This window comes from Leucobacter sp. cx-328, from assembly GCF_014530035.1.
Classification (GTDB): Bacteria; Actinomycetota; Actinomycetes; order Actinomycetales; family Microbacteriaceae; genus Leucobacter.
On record NZ_JACVMX010000003.1, the window covers coordinates 358,796 to 373,739 of the forward strand.

General features: G+C 53.7%; 8 protein-coding genes. All 8 read right to left on the reverse strand.

The genetic code is table 11. The features are described from left to right. Positions 1-482: 482 nt before the first annotated feature. Positions 483-2,468 (reverse strand): AAA family ATPase, encoded by a 1,986-nt coding sequence (locus ICL81_RS06565; RefSeq protein WP_188034105.1) that lies wholly within the window; start codon positions 2,466-2,468, stop codon positions 483-485. A 409-nt stretch (positions 2,469-2,877) separates the two neighbouring features. Then, positions 2,878-3,450 carry a hypothetical protein gene (locus ICL81_RS06570; protein ID WP_188034106.1) on the reverse strand — a complete coding sequence of 191 codons (573 nt, stop codon included), beginning with the start codon at positions 3,448-3,450 and terminating at the stop codon, positions 2,878-2,880. Between the two features lie 53 nt (positions 3,451-3,503). Then, positions 3,504-4,394, reverse strand: coding sequence for a nucleotidyltransferase (locus ICL81_RS06575; RefSeq protein ID WP_188034107.1), 891 nt, complete (start codon positions 4,392-4,394; stop codon positions 3,504-3,506). Positions 4,395-4,396: 2 nt separating this feature from the next. Then, complete coding sequence (locus ICL81_RS06580; RefSeq protein WP_188034108.1) at positions 4,397-7,414, reverse strand: DEAD/DEAH box helicase family protein; 3,018 nt, start codon at positions 7,412-7,414, stop codon at positions 4,397-4,399. After that, positions 7,414-9,315, reverse strand: coding sequence for a site-specific DNA-methyltransferase (locus ICL81_RS06585; protein WP_188034109.1), 1,902 nt, complete (start codon positions 9,313-9,315; stop codon positions 7,414-7,416). The genes ICL81_RS06580 and ICL81_RS06585 overlap by 1 nt, the downstream gene beginning before the upstream one ends. A gap of 53 nt (positions 9,316-9,368) precedes the next feature. Further along, positions 9,369-12,254, reverse strand: a complete 2,886-nt coding sequence (locus ICL81_RS06590; protein ID WP_188034110.1) for an SNF2-related protein — start codon at positions 12,252-12,254, stop codon at positions 9,369-9,371. Between the two features lie 306 nt (positions 12,255-12,560). Next, positions 12,561-13,670, reverse strand: a complete 1,110-nt coding sequence (locus tag ICL81_RS06595; protein ID WP_215394761.1) for a hypothetical protein — start codon at positions 13,668-13,670, stop codon at positions 12,561-12,563. A gap of 806 nt (positions 13,671-14,476) precedes the next feature. Next, positions 14,477-14,791, reverse strand: a complete 315-nt coding sequence (locus ICL81_RS06600) for a hypothetical protein (RefSeq protein WP_188034112.1) — start codon at positions 14,789-14,791, stop codon at positions 14,477-14,479. Positions 14,792-14,944: the final 153 nt, after the last annotated feature.

A 14,944-nucleotide genomic window follows, 5' to 3' on the forward strand; every position in this document is an offset into this window, starting at 1 on the left:
GCACGTAGCTATATAAAGCAAAACCCCTTGAGCTTCAATGAAACTCAAGGGGTTTTATTTTGCTGGCGTAATAGACGCGTTGTCGAAAAACTCTACCCGTGGATTCACCCCTGTTACGCTGCGGAATCTCGCCCAGGAATACCCAGCAGTTTCGCCGACCAGGAATGAACAACAGTTTCAGGTTCACAATATTGGCGAGCGGCTCGGACAGGAGAAGGTGCGTGAGATTCTGTGTAGGTATGGAGAAGGGGAAAGTGCCCGTTCTCTAGCGCAGGAGTATGGCGTTGCACCATCAGCACTCGTGCGGCTACTCCGAGAGAACAATGTAGTGGTGCGGCGAAAGGTCGTATCTCCGGAAACGAAGGCGCTGCTCGTCAAGGAATACGAAGAGGGCGCCACGGTCGCGGAGCTAGAAGATCGGCATCAGCTTTCGCATGGATCAGTGCTACGAGCGCTGCATAATGCTGGGGTGGAGATGCGACCTAAGTCACCTCGCCCGCTTCGGTAACAGCCTTATCAGACCTTTTCAGTACCGCATCGAGTTGGTCGTGAAGACGCCGAAGAATCGGAGTGCCATATTCGCTTGGATTCGCCAGGCCCTCCTCGATGAGTCGGCTGGCAATAACCCTCTTGCCCGGCATTTTGAGCTTGTGATTGACCGCCCACTCGTTCAGAGCAGAAGGCCAAACGTCTTCATTAGCCGCGGGAAGATCTGGGAGGTCGGGAATGACGGCGTTAGGGTTGCACTCCCCCAGAAGAACCCTGACAGCCTCGAGGTAACTAGCTTTGTCCAGAAGGTTTTCAAGTGTCAACGCGTCTAAGGTGACAATCTTCTCCTCGGGAACTCCTCCCGCGATAAGCGCAGTTCGCCGGTCTTGGCCACCTTTGTCACCATCCACTAGATACGCGACGCGAGCGCCGAGAAGATCCAGGTCTGGATAGAGATCTGCGGGAACCTCGGAAAGGCCCGGCGCTACTTGGTACTCAAGATCTGGAACATCAATAGCGGCCTTAATCAAGCTCGGGAGGAGAATCATCTCACATGCGCCCTCACCCAGAACTACGTATCGAGCCGTTGAGAATGCCGCAGCACCAGCCCCCATTGCGAGCATTAGTGGTGAGAATCCTGCAGTGCCATTCCAGAAGCTACTTTGAATTATGCTGCGATACTCGTGCTCGTCACTAGGTACAACCGCTCGAATGTTTGAGCCAAGATCTGGCGGCAGACAAGCAGGCGAGTGCGTCGTATAGATGACCTTCGCAGCCTGCTGTTGCGTCATAAAAGTATTAACCAGATCAGCTTGAGCATCGAGGTGCAGATGAGTCTCGGCTTCATCTATGAGCAGGATAGGTGGGGTCTGCTCATCGCGGTCAGCGAGGAAGGCCACCAGCGCGACAAACATCTTTAGACCGGCGCTACGCTCATCGAACTGCGTAATCCGCTTCCCGTCCTGCTTGATCCGTATATAGAGTGCTGTGTTCTCAGTTTTTAGATGCACGGAGACATCGGATTGCTTCCATGCGGCTGCAAACTTCCTCGCGAGGGTTTGGTTCGCCTGATCAATCAGGGTCTCCCGCTCTCCCTCATCCCCAGTCTCAAACGCGCGCCACAGCGCCTGAAGATCGAGTTCTGCCATCTTTGCAATATTTCCGAGCGCTACCGGCGGATTCGCAACCTCTTCAGCAGAAAGAGGATAGCTCGAAGCAAGCGCGCGGTCCGCTTCATCAAAAAGGAGTATGTCAGGGGAACGCTCGTAGAGTGCGTCATTGGCAGCGGCAGTAGGGTCTTCCCGATCCCACCAGGCAAGAACCTCAGTCAGCGCCTCTATTATCGGAGTAGCAACCTGGTACTGGTCCAACTGAACAGCAGCTTCACGCAGAGAATCCGAATGTTCGGATATCACCAACCTCAGGTCTCCGGCGGCCGATGCAGCTTCAAGAAAAGCCGCAACTGGACTTTCAACAGCCTCGCGTAATCCAGCCCGGGCGTCATCTACTGGCTCGACGTTTCCATCTTCATCAGGTTCGGGAGCTGTGTAATCAAGCTGCGAAAGCATCTTCTTCGAGCTGTTGGCGCGAAGCTTCTTTACGGCATCCTCCAGCGGAGCAATAGCTTTCAGCACCTGTGGTTCAATGGTCACCCTCGGCCGACCACCACCTCCAGCAGTGCGGGAGAGCCACATTACCCGCGGAGCTTCCTGAAGTTCTAGATATTCAACAGCCTTACGATCCTCATCATCGAGGAGATACTGAACCCTTACTACTGTTGAATCGTCCGCAACATCCATACCTCGAGAACGCTCCGACACGGAGAGCACCTTTTCATTGTCTATATAGGCCAGAGCCTTGAGCAGGGTCGTCTTTCCTGCCTCATTTGGGCCGACAATCGCAATCACTTTGCTATCTAGGTTCACGGTACCTTCGGCTAATCTGCCGAATCCATTTATTTCTGCTTTCACTAGTCTCATGGCTTTGTTACCCGCAGGTCTCCTTTGATCCGCTTATGCATTCACTGATACTTTCTTGATCTGCCCCTGATTATGACAGCGACCACCGACACGTCAAGAGTCACGCACACGGAACAGCTAGGAGCTACGTATAGCCCCTTGGATCTACGTTCCTTAATTTCATCCAACATCTTCTGACCCTCCGACTGCCCGGAAAGATTAATAAAGGCGCTCGCCAATCGGTAGTATCGATCTTGGGAAGCACTGTCATAAAGTCTCGGACTCAGCGATCGGCACACATATCCTTCGTCGCCACTGGCGAGGGACTCGCTGCAGCAGCTTGATAATCAGCCACAGCTTTACTCTGGCAACCCTCCCGGCCCGCGGAGGCCCTTTGCAAGCACGGCCAACTTTTTGAGGCAGAGACGGTTCAGCTCCGATCTTCGAAGAGTGCCTCAGCTTCCGAGAAATCGGTTGCTACTCTGCGGGTGTGCCCGATGAGTTCAATGAAACCTTTGGAGTCTCTGTCCGTCCAGTAGCTTCCAGATATCTTCGCGACGGGGTTTCCCACCAGGCTTAAGACGCCCGATCCGTGGTGAATGGGGCTCCGACCTCGAACTGCTACATGCGGCTCATTGGAGTAAATGTAATGCAGCAACCATTCGCCGTCTTCATGCTTAACCTGCGATAGTGACGACTTGGACTTTGATTCGTCAGATATCAGAGTGACCGTGACCGAACTTGCGGTCTGGCGCACAACGACATAGACAGTCTTCTGTGACGGCGACTCGCCCGTGTTGGGGTTGACCCACATCGAATCGAGGGTGCCTCGCCACGTGCCACAGATGTTCCGAGGAACCGTCGGGATGCGCTGAACCAATGGAATCTTCCAGAACCATTTGTCCCAGAGCGCGAATGCGAAACTTACGACGAAAACTGCAGCAGAGAACAAGCTCAGAAGGCTCACCAGTGGGTCGCCAGTTTTCGCCCACGAACCGATCATGAAAACAGCCGCAACTACCGCAACTGTTATCCGAATCGCTAACCCGTTTGTCATCAATCAAACTCCATGTAGTCCCAAGCGGCGTCAGCGAACTTATGGATCTGCGGAAGTGTCCACTTCTGATTCAGGTGAAACAAATACTTTATGCCGTTAGATTCGAGCCATCGGTCATTGTCTGCTTCGGGCTTCAGAGTATGGTTAAAAATCTCAGCCAGGCACGCACGCATTACAGCTCGCCAGCTGCCCCGCGTAAAGAATTCATCAGGACAGTTATATATCAGGCATTCGAGCACGAATGATGGCACCGGCTCAGCAAGCTTCTTCTCAACCAAGGTGTTCTCGAGCCGCTTCAAGATCCGGACCGCCTTCTTGTAGGCAAAGTTCGTATTGCTGTTCTTACTACGCCCATTCTCAAGCTGCTGGTTTGGATAATTCTCGACTGAGGTTCCGTCCTTCTTGAATACCTTGGTTCCACGAGCGTAGTTTCCACTCGAGTAGTAAAGCTTGAATGTAAACGAGGGGACGACGTCAGCGTTTACCCGAGACGAGCTTGCATTTACTTCGAACGCAGTGCTCCCCTCCGAGACGAAGCCCGGGAACTTACTGCGTAATGCCGCACCAATCTCTGTTCTGAGCTTCTCCGGAGTCCAGACCCCCTGATAAGGGGTACCTCCGGAGTATCCCGGGTTATCTCGGTCTGCATTTCTCCAGTACTCAACATCCGAGCATTCGACAACAATGTCGACATCACTGTCGAATTTCACATTCGTGTTGTTGGCGTATGACCCTTTTGCGTAGACAGAGAAAAGCGACCGGTACCCGTCAAACCCAGGATGAGCGTCAATCGCTTCCCTGATCATACGTTCGGTGCGATCTTGTTTCTCTTGCTCTGCATCGCTTGAGGGCGCCGTCCAAGTCTTCAGTTGGTCTTCCGATACCGACATCTCTAAACCTTCCAACTCCCAGGAACCGATACTGCGTAGTCATCGACACCAATCGCTTTAAAGTGCTGAATAGCGGCCTTGATCTTCGCATTCTCGCTCGGGCGTCGTTTCGCTTCGTCGTCGGTACTCTTCGTTTCACGAATCATGTAGACGCGCACTTCGCCATCTTCATGCTTCACGATCGCCCAGTCAGGGTTATATGGCCCAACGGGTGTATCGATCTTGAACTTGCTCGGCAGCTTCATGAAGAACTTAATGTCTTCGCGTCCATCGAGGAGTTCAGCGAACTGACGTTCAGGCTCGGACTCATAGATGACGTAGTCAAAGTCCGACTTCTCAGCATTTTCCAGCTTGTACATCTGATCGAGGAAGCGATCTTTCTCGTCCTCGCCATCTTGGAGCAGCTGCCGCAACTCATAGATAGAACCGTTGATCCTTTGGTACTGAACCCCGTCCACGACGATCTTCGCGAGCTCTGTCTGCATGATGCGCTTAGCCATTGTGATGAAGTCATTCGGGTTCTGAATGAACTCCTCAAGGCGGCCACTCTTCAGCAGGATGTCAACAATGGTGTGACGGGTGAGGGAAGTCGCCTCCTGAAGCTCACCGATGATGTTTGGCAGGTCGTAACTGCCGCGCAACTCAGCCGAGCGACTACCAAGCTCCGTGCCTTTCGCACCCCCTCGAAGCACCTTCACGCCAGCACGCGTCACCTGGATGCGAAGCGGCTCAATCGTTGGTGCCGCACGCATCGCATCGACTGTGCTATCGATCAGCTTCTCGCGATCGACATTCACTCGGTATGTTGTGCGCTGTGTGATCGTCTCCCAGAACTGCTCAAACTCTGGGTTCGAGAAGAGCTGCTTGTTCAGCTTGCGCGGTTCACGTCGACTGGCCTGCTTAACGTACTTACCGATGTTTGCGCGAGCAATGAGTTCTGCAATATCCCGTTCATACGGATCGAACTCCTCAGGCAGACCAAGCGTGAAGCCCAGCTGATTCGGCTGGAACTTCGGCGTGACAACGCCATCATCGATAAAGCCCTTTGCCTGCAGATGATTCCAGACTGCGACAGACCGTTCGTATCCAAATACTGCGTCTGTAAGAATTCCGCCGTCATCTCGAAGTGGAATCTTCGAGAATTCAGCTCGGCGCACTCGCCCGATCTCGACGCCAGCCTCCTTATAGTCCCTCTGCAGCTCATCTGCGAAGCGCTTGTACGACTCGTTGGAGATCACCGTCAAGGTTGCAATTCCAGGATCTGCGACACGGACATAGCCATCGGCACTTCGTGCTACCGGAAGGCGGAGCCCACGGCCAAGAGTCTGGCGACGCTCCGTATCCTTGCCGATCTCTCGGAGTGTACAGATCTGGAAGACATTCGGATTGTCCCAACCCTCGCGAAGCGCTGAGTGGCTGAAAATAAAGCGAACTGGTTCCTCTTCGGAGAGGAGACGCTCCTTCTGTTGCATGATTAGCTGGTACGCATCGTCATCATCTTTGGTCTTGCCAGTAGTGTCCTGGAAGGTATCCGCAGCACCCTTCTTGCCTTTGAGTACTGAGAAGTAGCCTCGACGCAGTTCAGACGGATCCTGCGGCAGCAATTCCTGCCACACTGCAGAACGAGCACGCTCCTCGCGAAACACTTCATCGAACCACTGAACAAACTGGCCATTCGCGTCGTTATTGTTCGTGCCGTCACCGAGGAAGTTCTCAACCTTGTCGATAAAGAACAGACTCAGCACTTTGATGCCCTTAGAGCGGAGCTGTGTCTCCTTGCGGAGATGCTCACGAATCGTCTCGCGAATCATCTCCTTGTAGATCGCTCCAGTCGAAGCACCGATCGCTTCGCCCTCACTCAGTACGCCATGCATGTTAAGTTCGACACTCCCGGGAACTCCGCCAAAGGAGATGTTCATCTCGCTCATCACACGCCAGCCTTCGTAGGCAGGGTTGTCAGTAATGCGAGGATCGGACAGCTCCTGGTTGGGCCTCACCGTGACGAGGCGTCGCTCAAGGGAACCGTCAGCCTTACGACACGATAACTCGAGACGTGCGCCCCAACCCTTGTCGTTGCGAACCTCGACAAGTTTTACATATGGGGTCGCGTCTGCGCCCAGCTGCTGGACGTCAGCGACAACGATCTGCTTCACGAGCCCGAGGTCGTGCGCGTCAACTGGGTCAAGCCGATAGACAACATTGCGGAGAGTCTTATGGGTCGCACTGTAACGAAGCGTGAGAACAGGCTCAAGCTCGCCGACGGCAGATTTGGAAAGGAGCGACTCCATATTCTGCGGCTCATCCATAATGACGACCGGGTGGGTCGCGCGGAGATAGTCGATCGGCTTTAGGCCGTTCAGTTTATCCCGGTTCTGGTGGATGATTCGAGTATTTGAGTTACCACGCACGGAGTCGATCGTCATAATCATGATCTGCACGTTCGTGGAGGTTGCGAATGATTGGACTTCTTCAGCGCTCTTACCGCTGTAGACCATCGAATCGAACGTGATGTCACGCTTCTTGTACAGGTCTTCGAAGTGCTTTCGCATCTGACGGATGCTGGCGCTCACGCCCTCACGGATAGCGACACTCGGAACAAGGATCACAAACTTTGTGAAGTTGTACTTGTCTGCGAGTTCAAAGATGGTGCGGAGATAGACATAAGTCTTACCTGTACCGGTCTCCATCTCGATGTCGAAATCGAGCGTCTCGGTACGGAGCTTCGGTACAACTTCAAGGCCGTTGCGATCTTGCACACGCTGCAAGTTTGCAAGCACAGTGTCTTCGTCAAGCACCAGGCTATTACCGACCGCACCGACCTCTTGAGCAAGCTCGTCTTCGCTAAACTCGAATGCAGCCTGTCCGTCGTCAATCGGGGTCGGCACTGCAAGCTTGCCACGAAGCGTGGTTTTGAACTGCTCGGCGTCCTTAGGCTGCCCGTCTAGCAGGTCAACCACGGAGGCGATAGCGTCAAGCTGATACTGCTGGCTGTCGTCAAACTGAAATGCAGTGCTACTCATTACGCCGTCCAGAACTCAATGCCCTTGCTCTTGCAGAGCTGAGCGACGTTAGTTTTAAGTTCGTCATCACCCTTGAATGCATCTTCAAGGACCACGAGTCGAATCGGATCTGCTTCTGCAACCGCACGGAGCTGGTCGAGCGTCGGCTTAACATCTTCGTTCAGATAGGCGAGCACAACACCATCGGCAACGGAGCGCAAGTTCAAGCCAGCGATGTCGACCGCGGAGATGTCTTCAGTCAGCGAGTAGCCCTGCTTGAGCAGTATCTCAGTAAGGAGATCGTCTGCCGAGGCCTCATCGGCGCTACTGCTTTCACGTAGATCCAGAAGGTGCTGCTCGAGCTCATTGAGCTCGACTTCGCTGGACTGCTTCCACTTTGAAAAGTTGGTATCAGTAAGTGAGTAAGATCGGAATCCCAAATCCAAGTGTGAGAAGCCCGCATCGAGCGCTTCACCAGCAAGATCAATGCGCTTTCTTGCGAGTTCAGAGATTGTTGAGTAGCCTGCGTCATCCGCAGCAGATCCGTCTGGTGTCGGTTCAGGTAACTGCACCAGGATATATCGACGGCTACCTTGATCTTCAGCGTTCATCCGCATTAAAGCATGCGCCGTGCTGCCGGATCCGCCAAAGAAGTCTAGAACAATTGCGTTCTTATCATCACTAACTACCGAGCTGATCAAATATTTTAGTAACCCAGTTGGTTTTGGGTGGTTAAACACTGCTGCACCGAACAGGCCTTTGATTTCCGCGTTACCCGCGAGAACATCCCCTGCTATATCTCGTGGAATCAGTGTTGTAGGCGCAAGCGCCGACGTGGTGACCTTTCGGGAGTACGGGACGAATCCATCGCCTTTGATGACAATTTTTGTTCCCTCTGCGATCTGTTTCTCGAGGTAGTCCTGCGACCAAATTACTCTGCCCCGAAGTGAAAAGGGTGCGGTGGCCTGGCCGTCTGCTACCGTTACGTCATCCAGTAGGGTGTATCCAGATTTCCGCTCGCCAGCAGGGTACTCGCCATCTGCGAGTTGAAGTTCTAACCAGTCCGGTTCAAACTTCAGGGTCGTTTCTTTCATGGATGATTTCGTAAGCGATGGGAGTCCCTCGGTAGCCTTCTGCGCCCCAACAAGCGCACCGACCCGACTTTTATTACGTGCGTAACACAGAACATGCTGCGCATTCTCACGTTCTATACGAGAGCTGTTGTCGGGCCGGAAATTGCTTTCCCAGATATAGTTCTCGATAAAGTTTGATTCCCCGAACACCTCGTCTAAGACTCTGCGAAGATTTGCGACTTCATTGTCATCGATAGATACGAAGATCACACCATCTTCTGCCATTAGGTTTCGTGCGAGCTTGAGTCGTGGGTACATCATGCTCAACCAGGCGGAGTGGTACTGAGGATTCTCAGCGGTGTTCCGTGCGCTCGTGCTTTTTGCCTTACCCGATTCGTCGAGTTGGCCAGTGTACTCGAGATAGGTTTGAAGTCCTTCTCGATAGTTATCCGGGTAAACGAAATCTTTACCTGTGTTGTAGGGAGGGTCGATATAGATAACCCTAATTTTGGCGTGGTAGTGCTTCTGAAGCACTTTCAGCACCTCTAAATTGTCTCCCTCGATGAAGACGTTCTTTGTCGTGTCCCAGTCTTTGGAATTCTCAAAATCTGGACGGAGGGTCGCGGCTGTTGGCTCCTGAGCCGCACGCAATGCTCTCTTCTTGCCAGGCCAGAACAGCCCAAAGCGCTCGCTAGTATCGGCAACGTCGCCGCCTAGCAGTTCCTTGAGCTTCTCCACATCGATCTTGCAATCGGCAATTGCTTCAGGCATCAAATCGGCGAGCTGGGCGGCAAGCTCAGTTTGGAAATTTGGTGTTGTAGATGGTGTCTCGTAGATTTCGTCGTTCATGGGTGCCTTCTTAGTTGTCTTAAATGCTTGATATCTGCTGCAGTCGGTTCGACTTACGGGGTTATTCGCCAGCGGATTGCGAAGAGGTGTTCGCTTGACTGCGTACCTTGGAGCGATTGCTCGATCAGGTCTAGCTTCTCGTCGATCTCCGACTGAAGCTTTCTGCGCTCGACTCGGAAGTCGTCGTCGGCTTCGTCGGCTCGTCGTTCCCATTTGCGAGCCTCGCGCTTTAGCTTGAGCTGCTCGACTGGATCGTCCGCCTGCCTCGAGGCTTTGCGGACTTCTTTCTCCTTGGCGCGGTACTCACGAATCTTCGCTTCATGCTCAGCCTTACGATCTTGCTGATTGCGATACAGCAGTTCTTCCTGCTGGTCGTAGTACCGGGAGTTTCTGCTTTGAACTTCCTTCTCAATATCGGCCAAGCGGATGTTGAGCTGGGGTTCAAGTTTGCTGGTATTTACAGCGACCGGCTGACCACTGACGTTCAAGCAGGCGAGTTCGAGGATGTCGGCGACATACTCTTCGTCGAGCCATTTGCCCTCATCTGTATGGCCACCAGCGAGCATATACGACTCGGTAATATCCTCGTCGCGAGCACTCATCTTGAAAGTCACAAGATTGACAGTCAGCTCCCCGGACTTACCCTCAAGCTCTTTTACAGCGGTGCTGACACGCTCAGACGCTCCGAGCGAGAAGGTGAGTTCACGCGGAGGAGTGTCGTGCGTCTTCGCAGAGGAGGTGACGTACTCAGCGAGTGGACTTGCGTAGCGATACTGGTGCGCATTCGGCTGAGGCTTCGACTTAAAGAAGTATCTGCCTGTCGGAGTGCCCTCCGTAGGCGCATAGTTCAGCACAAAGTTCCGGCCATCTTCTTCGAATGTTGCCATGTCGCGAAGTTCATGTCGAGTAATAGTGAGGAGAAGCTGCTCAAACTTATTCAGGACCTCGCCCGACTGTGCATCGTATGCTTTCAGCCGGTCTTGGACGTGGGGATCGAGATTATCGAAGACCTTTGCCTTCGCGCTGGCCATCTCCTTGGAGATCTCTCCCGCGTACTGTTCCTCAAGCTGTTTGAAGGCCGAATCAATTTCGTCAGATGTTTTACAGCGGGTGAGAATGTCGCTGATTCGCTTCTCGAAGTCCAGACCATCCTCGATAGCACCAAGTACCTCATCACTGGCACCAAAGACGCTCGAGAACAGTTGGAACTTGTTCGTCAACAGTTCGAGAATGCGCTGCTCCGCCAAGTTTCCCTTGTTGGAGAGGTTAACTACAACGACGTTATGCTGCTGCCCGAAACGGTGCACACGTCCAATACGCTGCTCGACTCGCTGCGGGTTCCATGGGAGGTCATAGTTAACGAGCATCGAGCAGAACTGGAGGTTAATACCCTCTGCAGCAGCTTCGGTCGCAATCATGATCGTGCCTTCATCGCGGAAGTAATCCACGAGCGCCTTCCGCCGATCCACTGCTTGAATATCTGTGATCAGGTCTCCGTCTCGATTCTTCTCGAGCCACGCTTTATAGATCTCTGTTTGCTCTGGCGAGTTATTTTTACCGTTGAAAAGCACGACGCCTTCACCGCGACCCGCTTCATTGAGGGAGCGCGCAATGTAGTCTTGAGTCTTGGTCGAATCAGTGAAGATGATTGCTTTCTGAGCCGCCCCGAGTTCGCTAAGCCGCTCAAAGCCCATGTCGAGCGCATCCAGCAATTTGACGGCCTTCTGGTTCACCTGGATTGAGCGGGCGAGGGCTGCATATTCACGAAGTTCATCAACCTCAGCACGCATGCGCCGGAGAATATCCTCGTCGAGCGCGACATTGTGCGTATCCTCGACTGACTGTTCGGCAGCTTCAATTACCTCTTCTTCAACTTCGTCGTCCACATCGAAATCTGCAACGAACAAGCCGCCGCGATTATCACGTCGTTTGCCTGCCGCAACTTCATCGGCCAGACGGTTCGCAATGTTCTCGAGGGTGCTGGCTACTGCATATGTGGATGATCCAAGCCGCTTGCGGATAATTAGTGCGGAGAGATGACGCTGCGACCCAGCAAATGCGAACAGCTCGTCGCGTTGTAAGTACTCGTTGACCAGGTCGTACAGCCGAAGCTCATCAGCCGACGGCGTAAAGCCAACGGTGATCGCCATCCGTTCTGTGAATCGAATGTACTTACTGGCGTCCTTGCGAAGCGTGCGCTTTGAAATGGTGGCCACACGATCGACGAGGTCATCGTCCCCCGTGAGATCGCGGTTCTTGATGTAACGCTCACGAAACGCTTCGAGGGAGTAAAAGTAGTCCGGGTCGAAGATCGATACAAGTCCGTAGAGTTCTTCGAGCTTGTTCTGAAGTGGTGTCGCGGTGAGTAGGACTGTCTTGTGCGCATTGCGAGCGATACTTGCAACAGCGGAAGCCATCTTCGCCTTGCCGTTCCAGTAACTGCGCAATCGGTGCGCCTCATCGGCAACTACCAGATCCCACGACTTGAGCAGGGAAGCTTCGTGACGAAGTGCGAATTCGTAAGAGCAGATGAGCACATCCGTCGACCGACCTGCTGACCGAGCAAGCAAACTGCCCTTTGACTTTGCGTCAAGGATCTTCGACGAGATCATGAACTTTTCATACAGCTCCTGCTGCCATTGCTGACGGAGGCTAGAAGGGGCAATGATAAGTATCTGTCGCTTACGCTCTGCCCAATACTGCGAGATGACGATGCCAGCCTCAATGGTCTTACCCAAGCCAACCTCGTCGGCCAGAATAACCCCTGGCAAGAACGGGGTCTGCAGGGCAAACAGCGCAGCATCGATTTGGTGGGGTTTCGGCTCGACCTGAGCGTCAAATAGAAGGCCGGCGAGCTTGCCAACGTGGTCATTGGCATAGCTCCGTTGGAGCTCATGAGCGAAGTACTTCGCTTGGTAGTCACTTAGATATGCAGCCACTACGCGATATACCTATTCTTACGGGTGAACTGGGAACGATCCAGAGCACGCGATACTAATACAGGACGAATGCGGTCTGTGTCGTTAAACATGTGTGCTCCTTTCTCCGCGCCATAGCGGTAGCAAAAAATGATCACCGGACGTACTTGGCCAGATTATCGGTGGCTACCGACATTGCCGAGCGAGTCGATGCAGCCGGGAACTAGGTAGAGCTGCAACCGGACACTGCGATCTTCCTGTGATTATCTCATGATCAGGTATTTTCGTGAAGAGTTAAGGTTCTGATCGAGGTTCAAGACGAGCCTGTCAGCTGACTTGAGTGCGCGCTCGAACGAGCTGAATCGCCGACACCGAAGTCCAGAAGATCCAGTCCAAATACTCATCGCCATAGTCACCACGCTGGGCAGAGTCACCATGTCGGATCATGAACTTATTGAAGATCTGAAACAAGGCGCTTTCATCACCCGACGAGAATTGCACCTTCTTCAGCTCACTCCGGCGCAGCTCTAGATAGTTGGCAAGCTGCGCAATTGCCGCTCGCCGGTCCGTAGTCGTGGCTGCCCGCTTGCGATAGAGTTGGATAGCATCGGCGACAGTTCTATCACGATCAAATGCATCGACTGCTATGGCTTGATCACCCAATTCGTCGAGGTTTAGAGCCGCGTGTTGAATTAGCTTGCCAGTCTCATCTCCCTGGTTGCCAAGCCTCAGGCCAACATCGTAGGAGTCGAGCAACTCGTTTACTCTCCACCTGTACACAACTCCACCCGATGCCTTGCTGAAATTTTCGTAGTGATATCCACACCCAAATGTTTCATGCAGTGATCGAGTTCGCGGGCGTTGAGCCTGGTCATGGAAATACTCGATGACGGAGTAGAGAACATCATCAGGGAACGACAACGACTCTTGCTTCAGATCGTCTGGCCACACGATATTGCATTTGATGGCCTTACTAATCTCCGCGCTAAGGTCAAAACCCCAAGAACCACGATCATCGACACACCCTCGAGGCAAAGCTTTCGGGAAGTAACCCAGATCCTGCATTTCATCAATAAGCTCGAGAAAGGCTTCGCTAAAGCGCTTGCGCTGAATTCTTGGCTCTGAGTCTTTCTGCCGCTCCAGCCAGTACTGTGCCCGCTTGTATGGGCGAACCGGGCTTTCGTTGCTGATCAGGCTTTGAAGGAGTGCACGATCTTCTGCATCACTCGGCGGTGCAGCGCCATACCCCCGAGGCGCAGGCGCAACCACAGCGGCAACGTCGACATCTGCAAATGCCTCACCGAAGAGCGCTTCAATTTTGGCAGAAGCGTTTCCCTTAGAGGTTAGGATCCGCCTGGCCTCCCACTCGAAAAGCTCCCTCGGCCAGACAAGGGAGTAATCGAGCTCTGCAACATCAATCAACCCAAAATTTCCCATCTACTCACGCGATACCTACTTCTCCGAGAGTACTGACAACTACAGACAGCAGGGGTGACGCTCACCGGAGATGCTCGAACGGATCTACCACCGAGTGAAGTCCACAACGTAGGCAGATGAACGCAACCCGCAATGTGCCATCTCCAGCGCTCATGGGCTCAGGTTCGCAGTCTGCACCACAACTCGCGCAGGTGCGATAGCTCTGGTCTTCCGGGAGCGGATGAATCTCCATTTCGTAACCGTAGCGCAGCCTCACCGTGCAGGCTACCGCCCATTCGGGCCATTGGTGCTCAATCCGCCCAGGCAGGGCTTCAAGTCAACGGGTTTCGGCCCGGGCTCGTCTGGAAGTAGCTGTTCGGGGGGGGGGTGAGTGGATCAAGGGTGTCTTGTTCAGTTGCACTTGGAGCGACAGCTGAACTCTCGAGCATCACTAGCTGGAATGCATCGAAGGGAATCGGCCAGGTGTACGCGAATTTCGCTGATACAGGTACTCGTGCGTTCCAGCGGGGTGGGTACTGGAGCAATGGGTCGAGCACAGGTGTGCTGGCACTCGCTCTGAGCACCGCACTCTCGAACTCGAACGGATCCGTCGGGTTCCGGGTGACCCGGTGATATAGACCCCAAGCATTGGTTCTTGCCGTCTACGATGTACACCAACGAAACCGTCAAGAATCACAGCGCAGCAGTTATCCTCCGGGGCGTCTGTCGCGGGCTACGAAAGTTACCACTAATAATGTGAGACGCGGCAGCCCACCCGGAGGACGACCCTTTGATCATCTACTCCGAGCAAGGCTGCCGCTGCATGTTCAGGCTTCCGGAGAAACCTGCTTGGGTGACCGAGCAGGGGCCTTTCCTTTGTCCTTGCCAAGCACTGCCGCAATAGCGTTGCGCTTAGTCTCTGCCTCGCGCTCAATCTCGTCACGCACCTGCTCGGCGCGCCTGAGTACAGCAGGGTCGGACTTGGATTTCTCGACCCAGTGCTCCAGCGCGAGCCTCGTCTCTTCTGTGACGCTACGCTCGTTGAGCAGAGCAAGGACTTCGAGCTGCGCCCGAGTGTCCTCGCTGGTGCGGACGGTGAGTACCTTATAGGCAGCGCCCTGCCCGTTGATGCTTTCGCTCATAGCGAGCACCTCCTTCATGCTTGCGGCCCACGATCCGGTGTAGATCATGTCGTAGCCGCTGGACAGGAACGAGGTCCCCTGAGTATGGCGCAGCAAGGCAGGGAGTCAATATTCGGTTCGGGACGTTGTAAAAACTACGACGCGCTACCTCGT

Coding starts and splice junctions, on each gene's coding strand:
- ICL81_RS06565 (WP_188034105.1), bottom strand. CDS start 2,468: ATGAGACTAGTGAAAGCAGAAATAAATGGATTCGGCAGATTAGCCGAA.
- ICL81_RS06570 (WP_188034106.1), bottom strand. CDS start 3,450: ATGATCGGTTCGTGGGCGAAAACTGGCGACCCACTGGTGAGCCTTCTG.
- ICL81_RS06575 (WP_188034107.1), bottom strand. CDS start 4,394: ATGTCGGTATCGGAAGACCAACTGAAGACTTGGACGGCGCCCTCAAGC.
- ICL81_RS06580 (WP_188034108.1), bottom strand. CDS start 7,414: ATGAGTAGCACTGCATTTCAGTTTGACGACAGCCAGCAGTATCAGCTT.
- ICL81_RS06585 (WP_188034109.1), bottom strand. CDS start 9,315: ATGAACGACGAAATCTACGAGACACCATCTACAACACCAAATTTCCAA.
- ICL81_RS06595 (WP_215394761.1), bottom strand. CDS start 13,670: ATGGGAAATTTTGGGTTGATTGATGTTGCAGAGCTCGATTACTCCCTT.
- ICL81_RS06600 (WP_188034112.1), bottom strand. CDS start 14,791: ATGAGCGAAAGCATCAACGGGCAGGGCGCTGCCTATAAGGTACTCACC.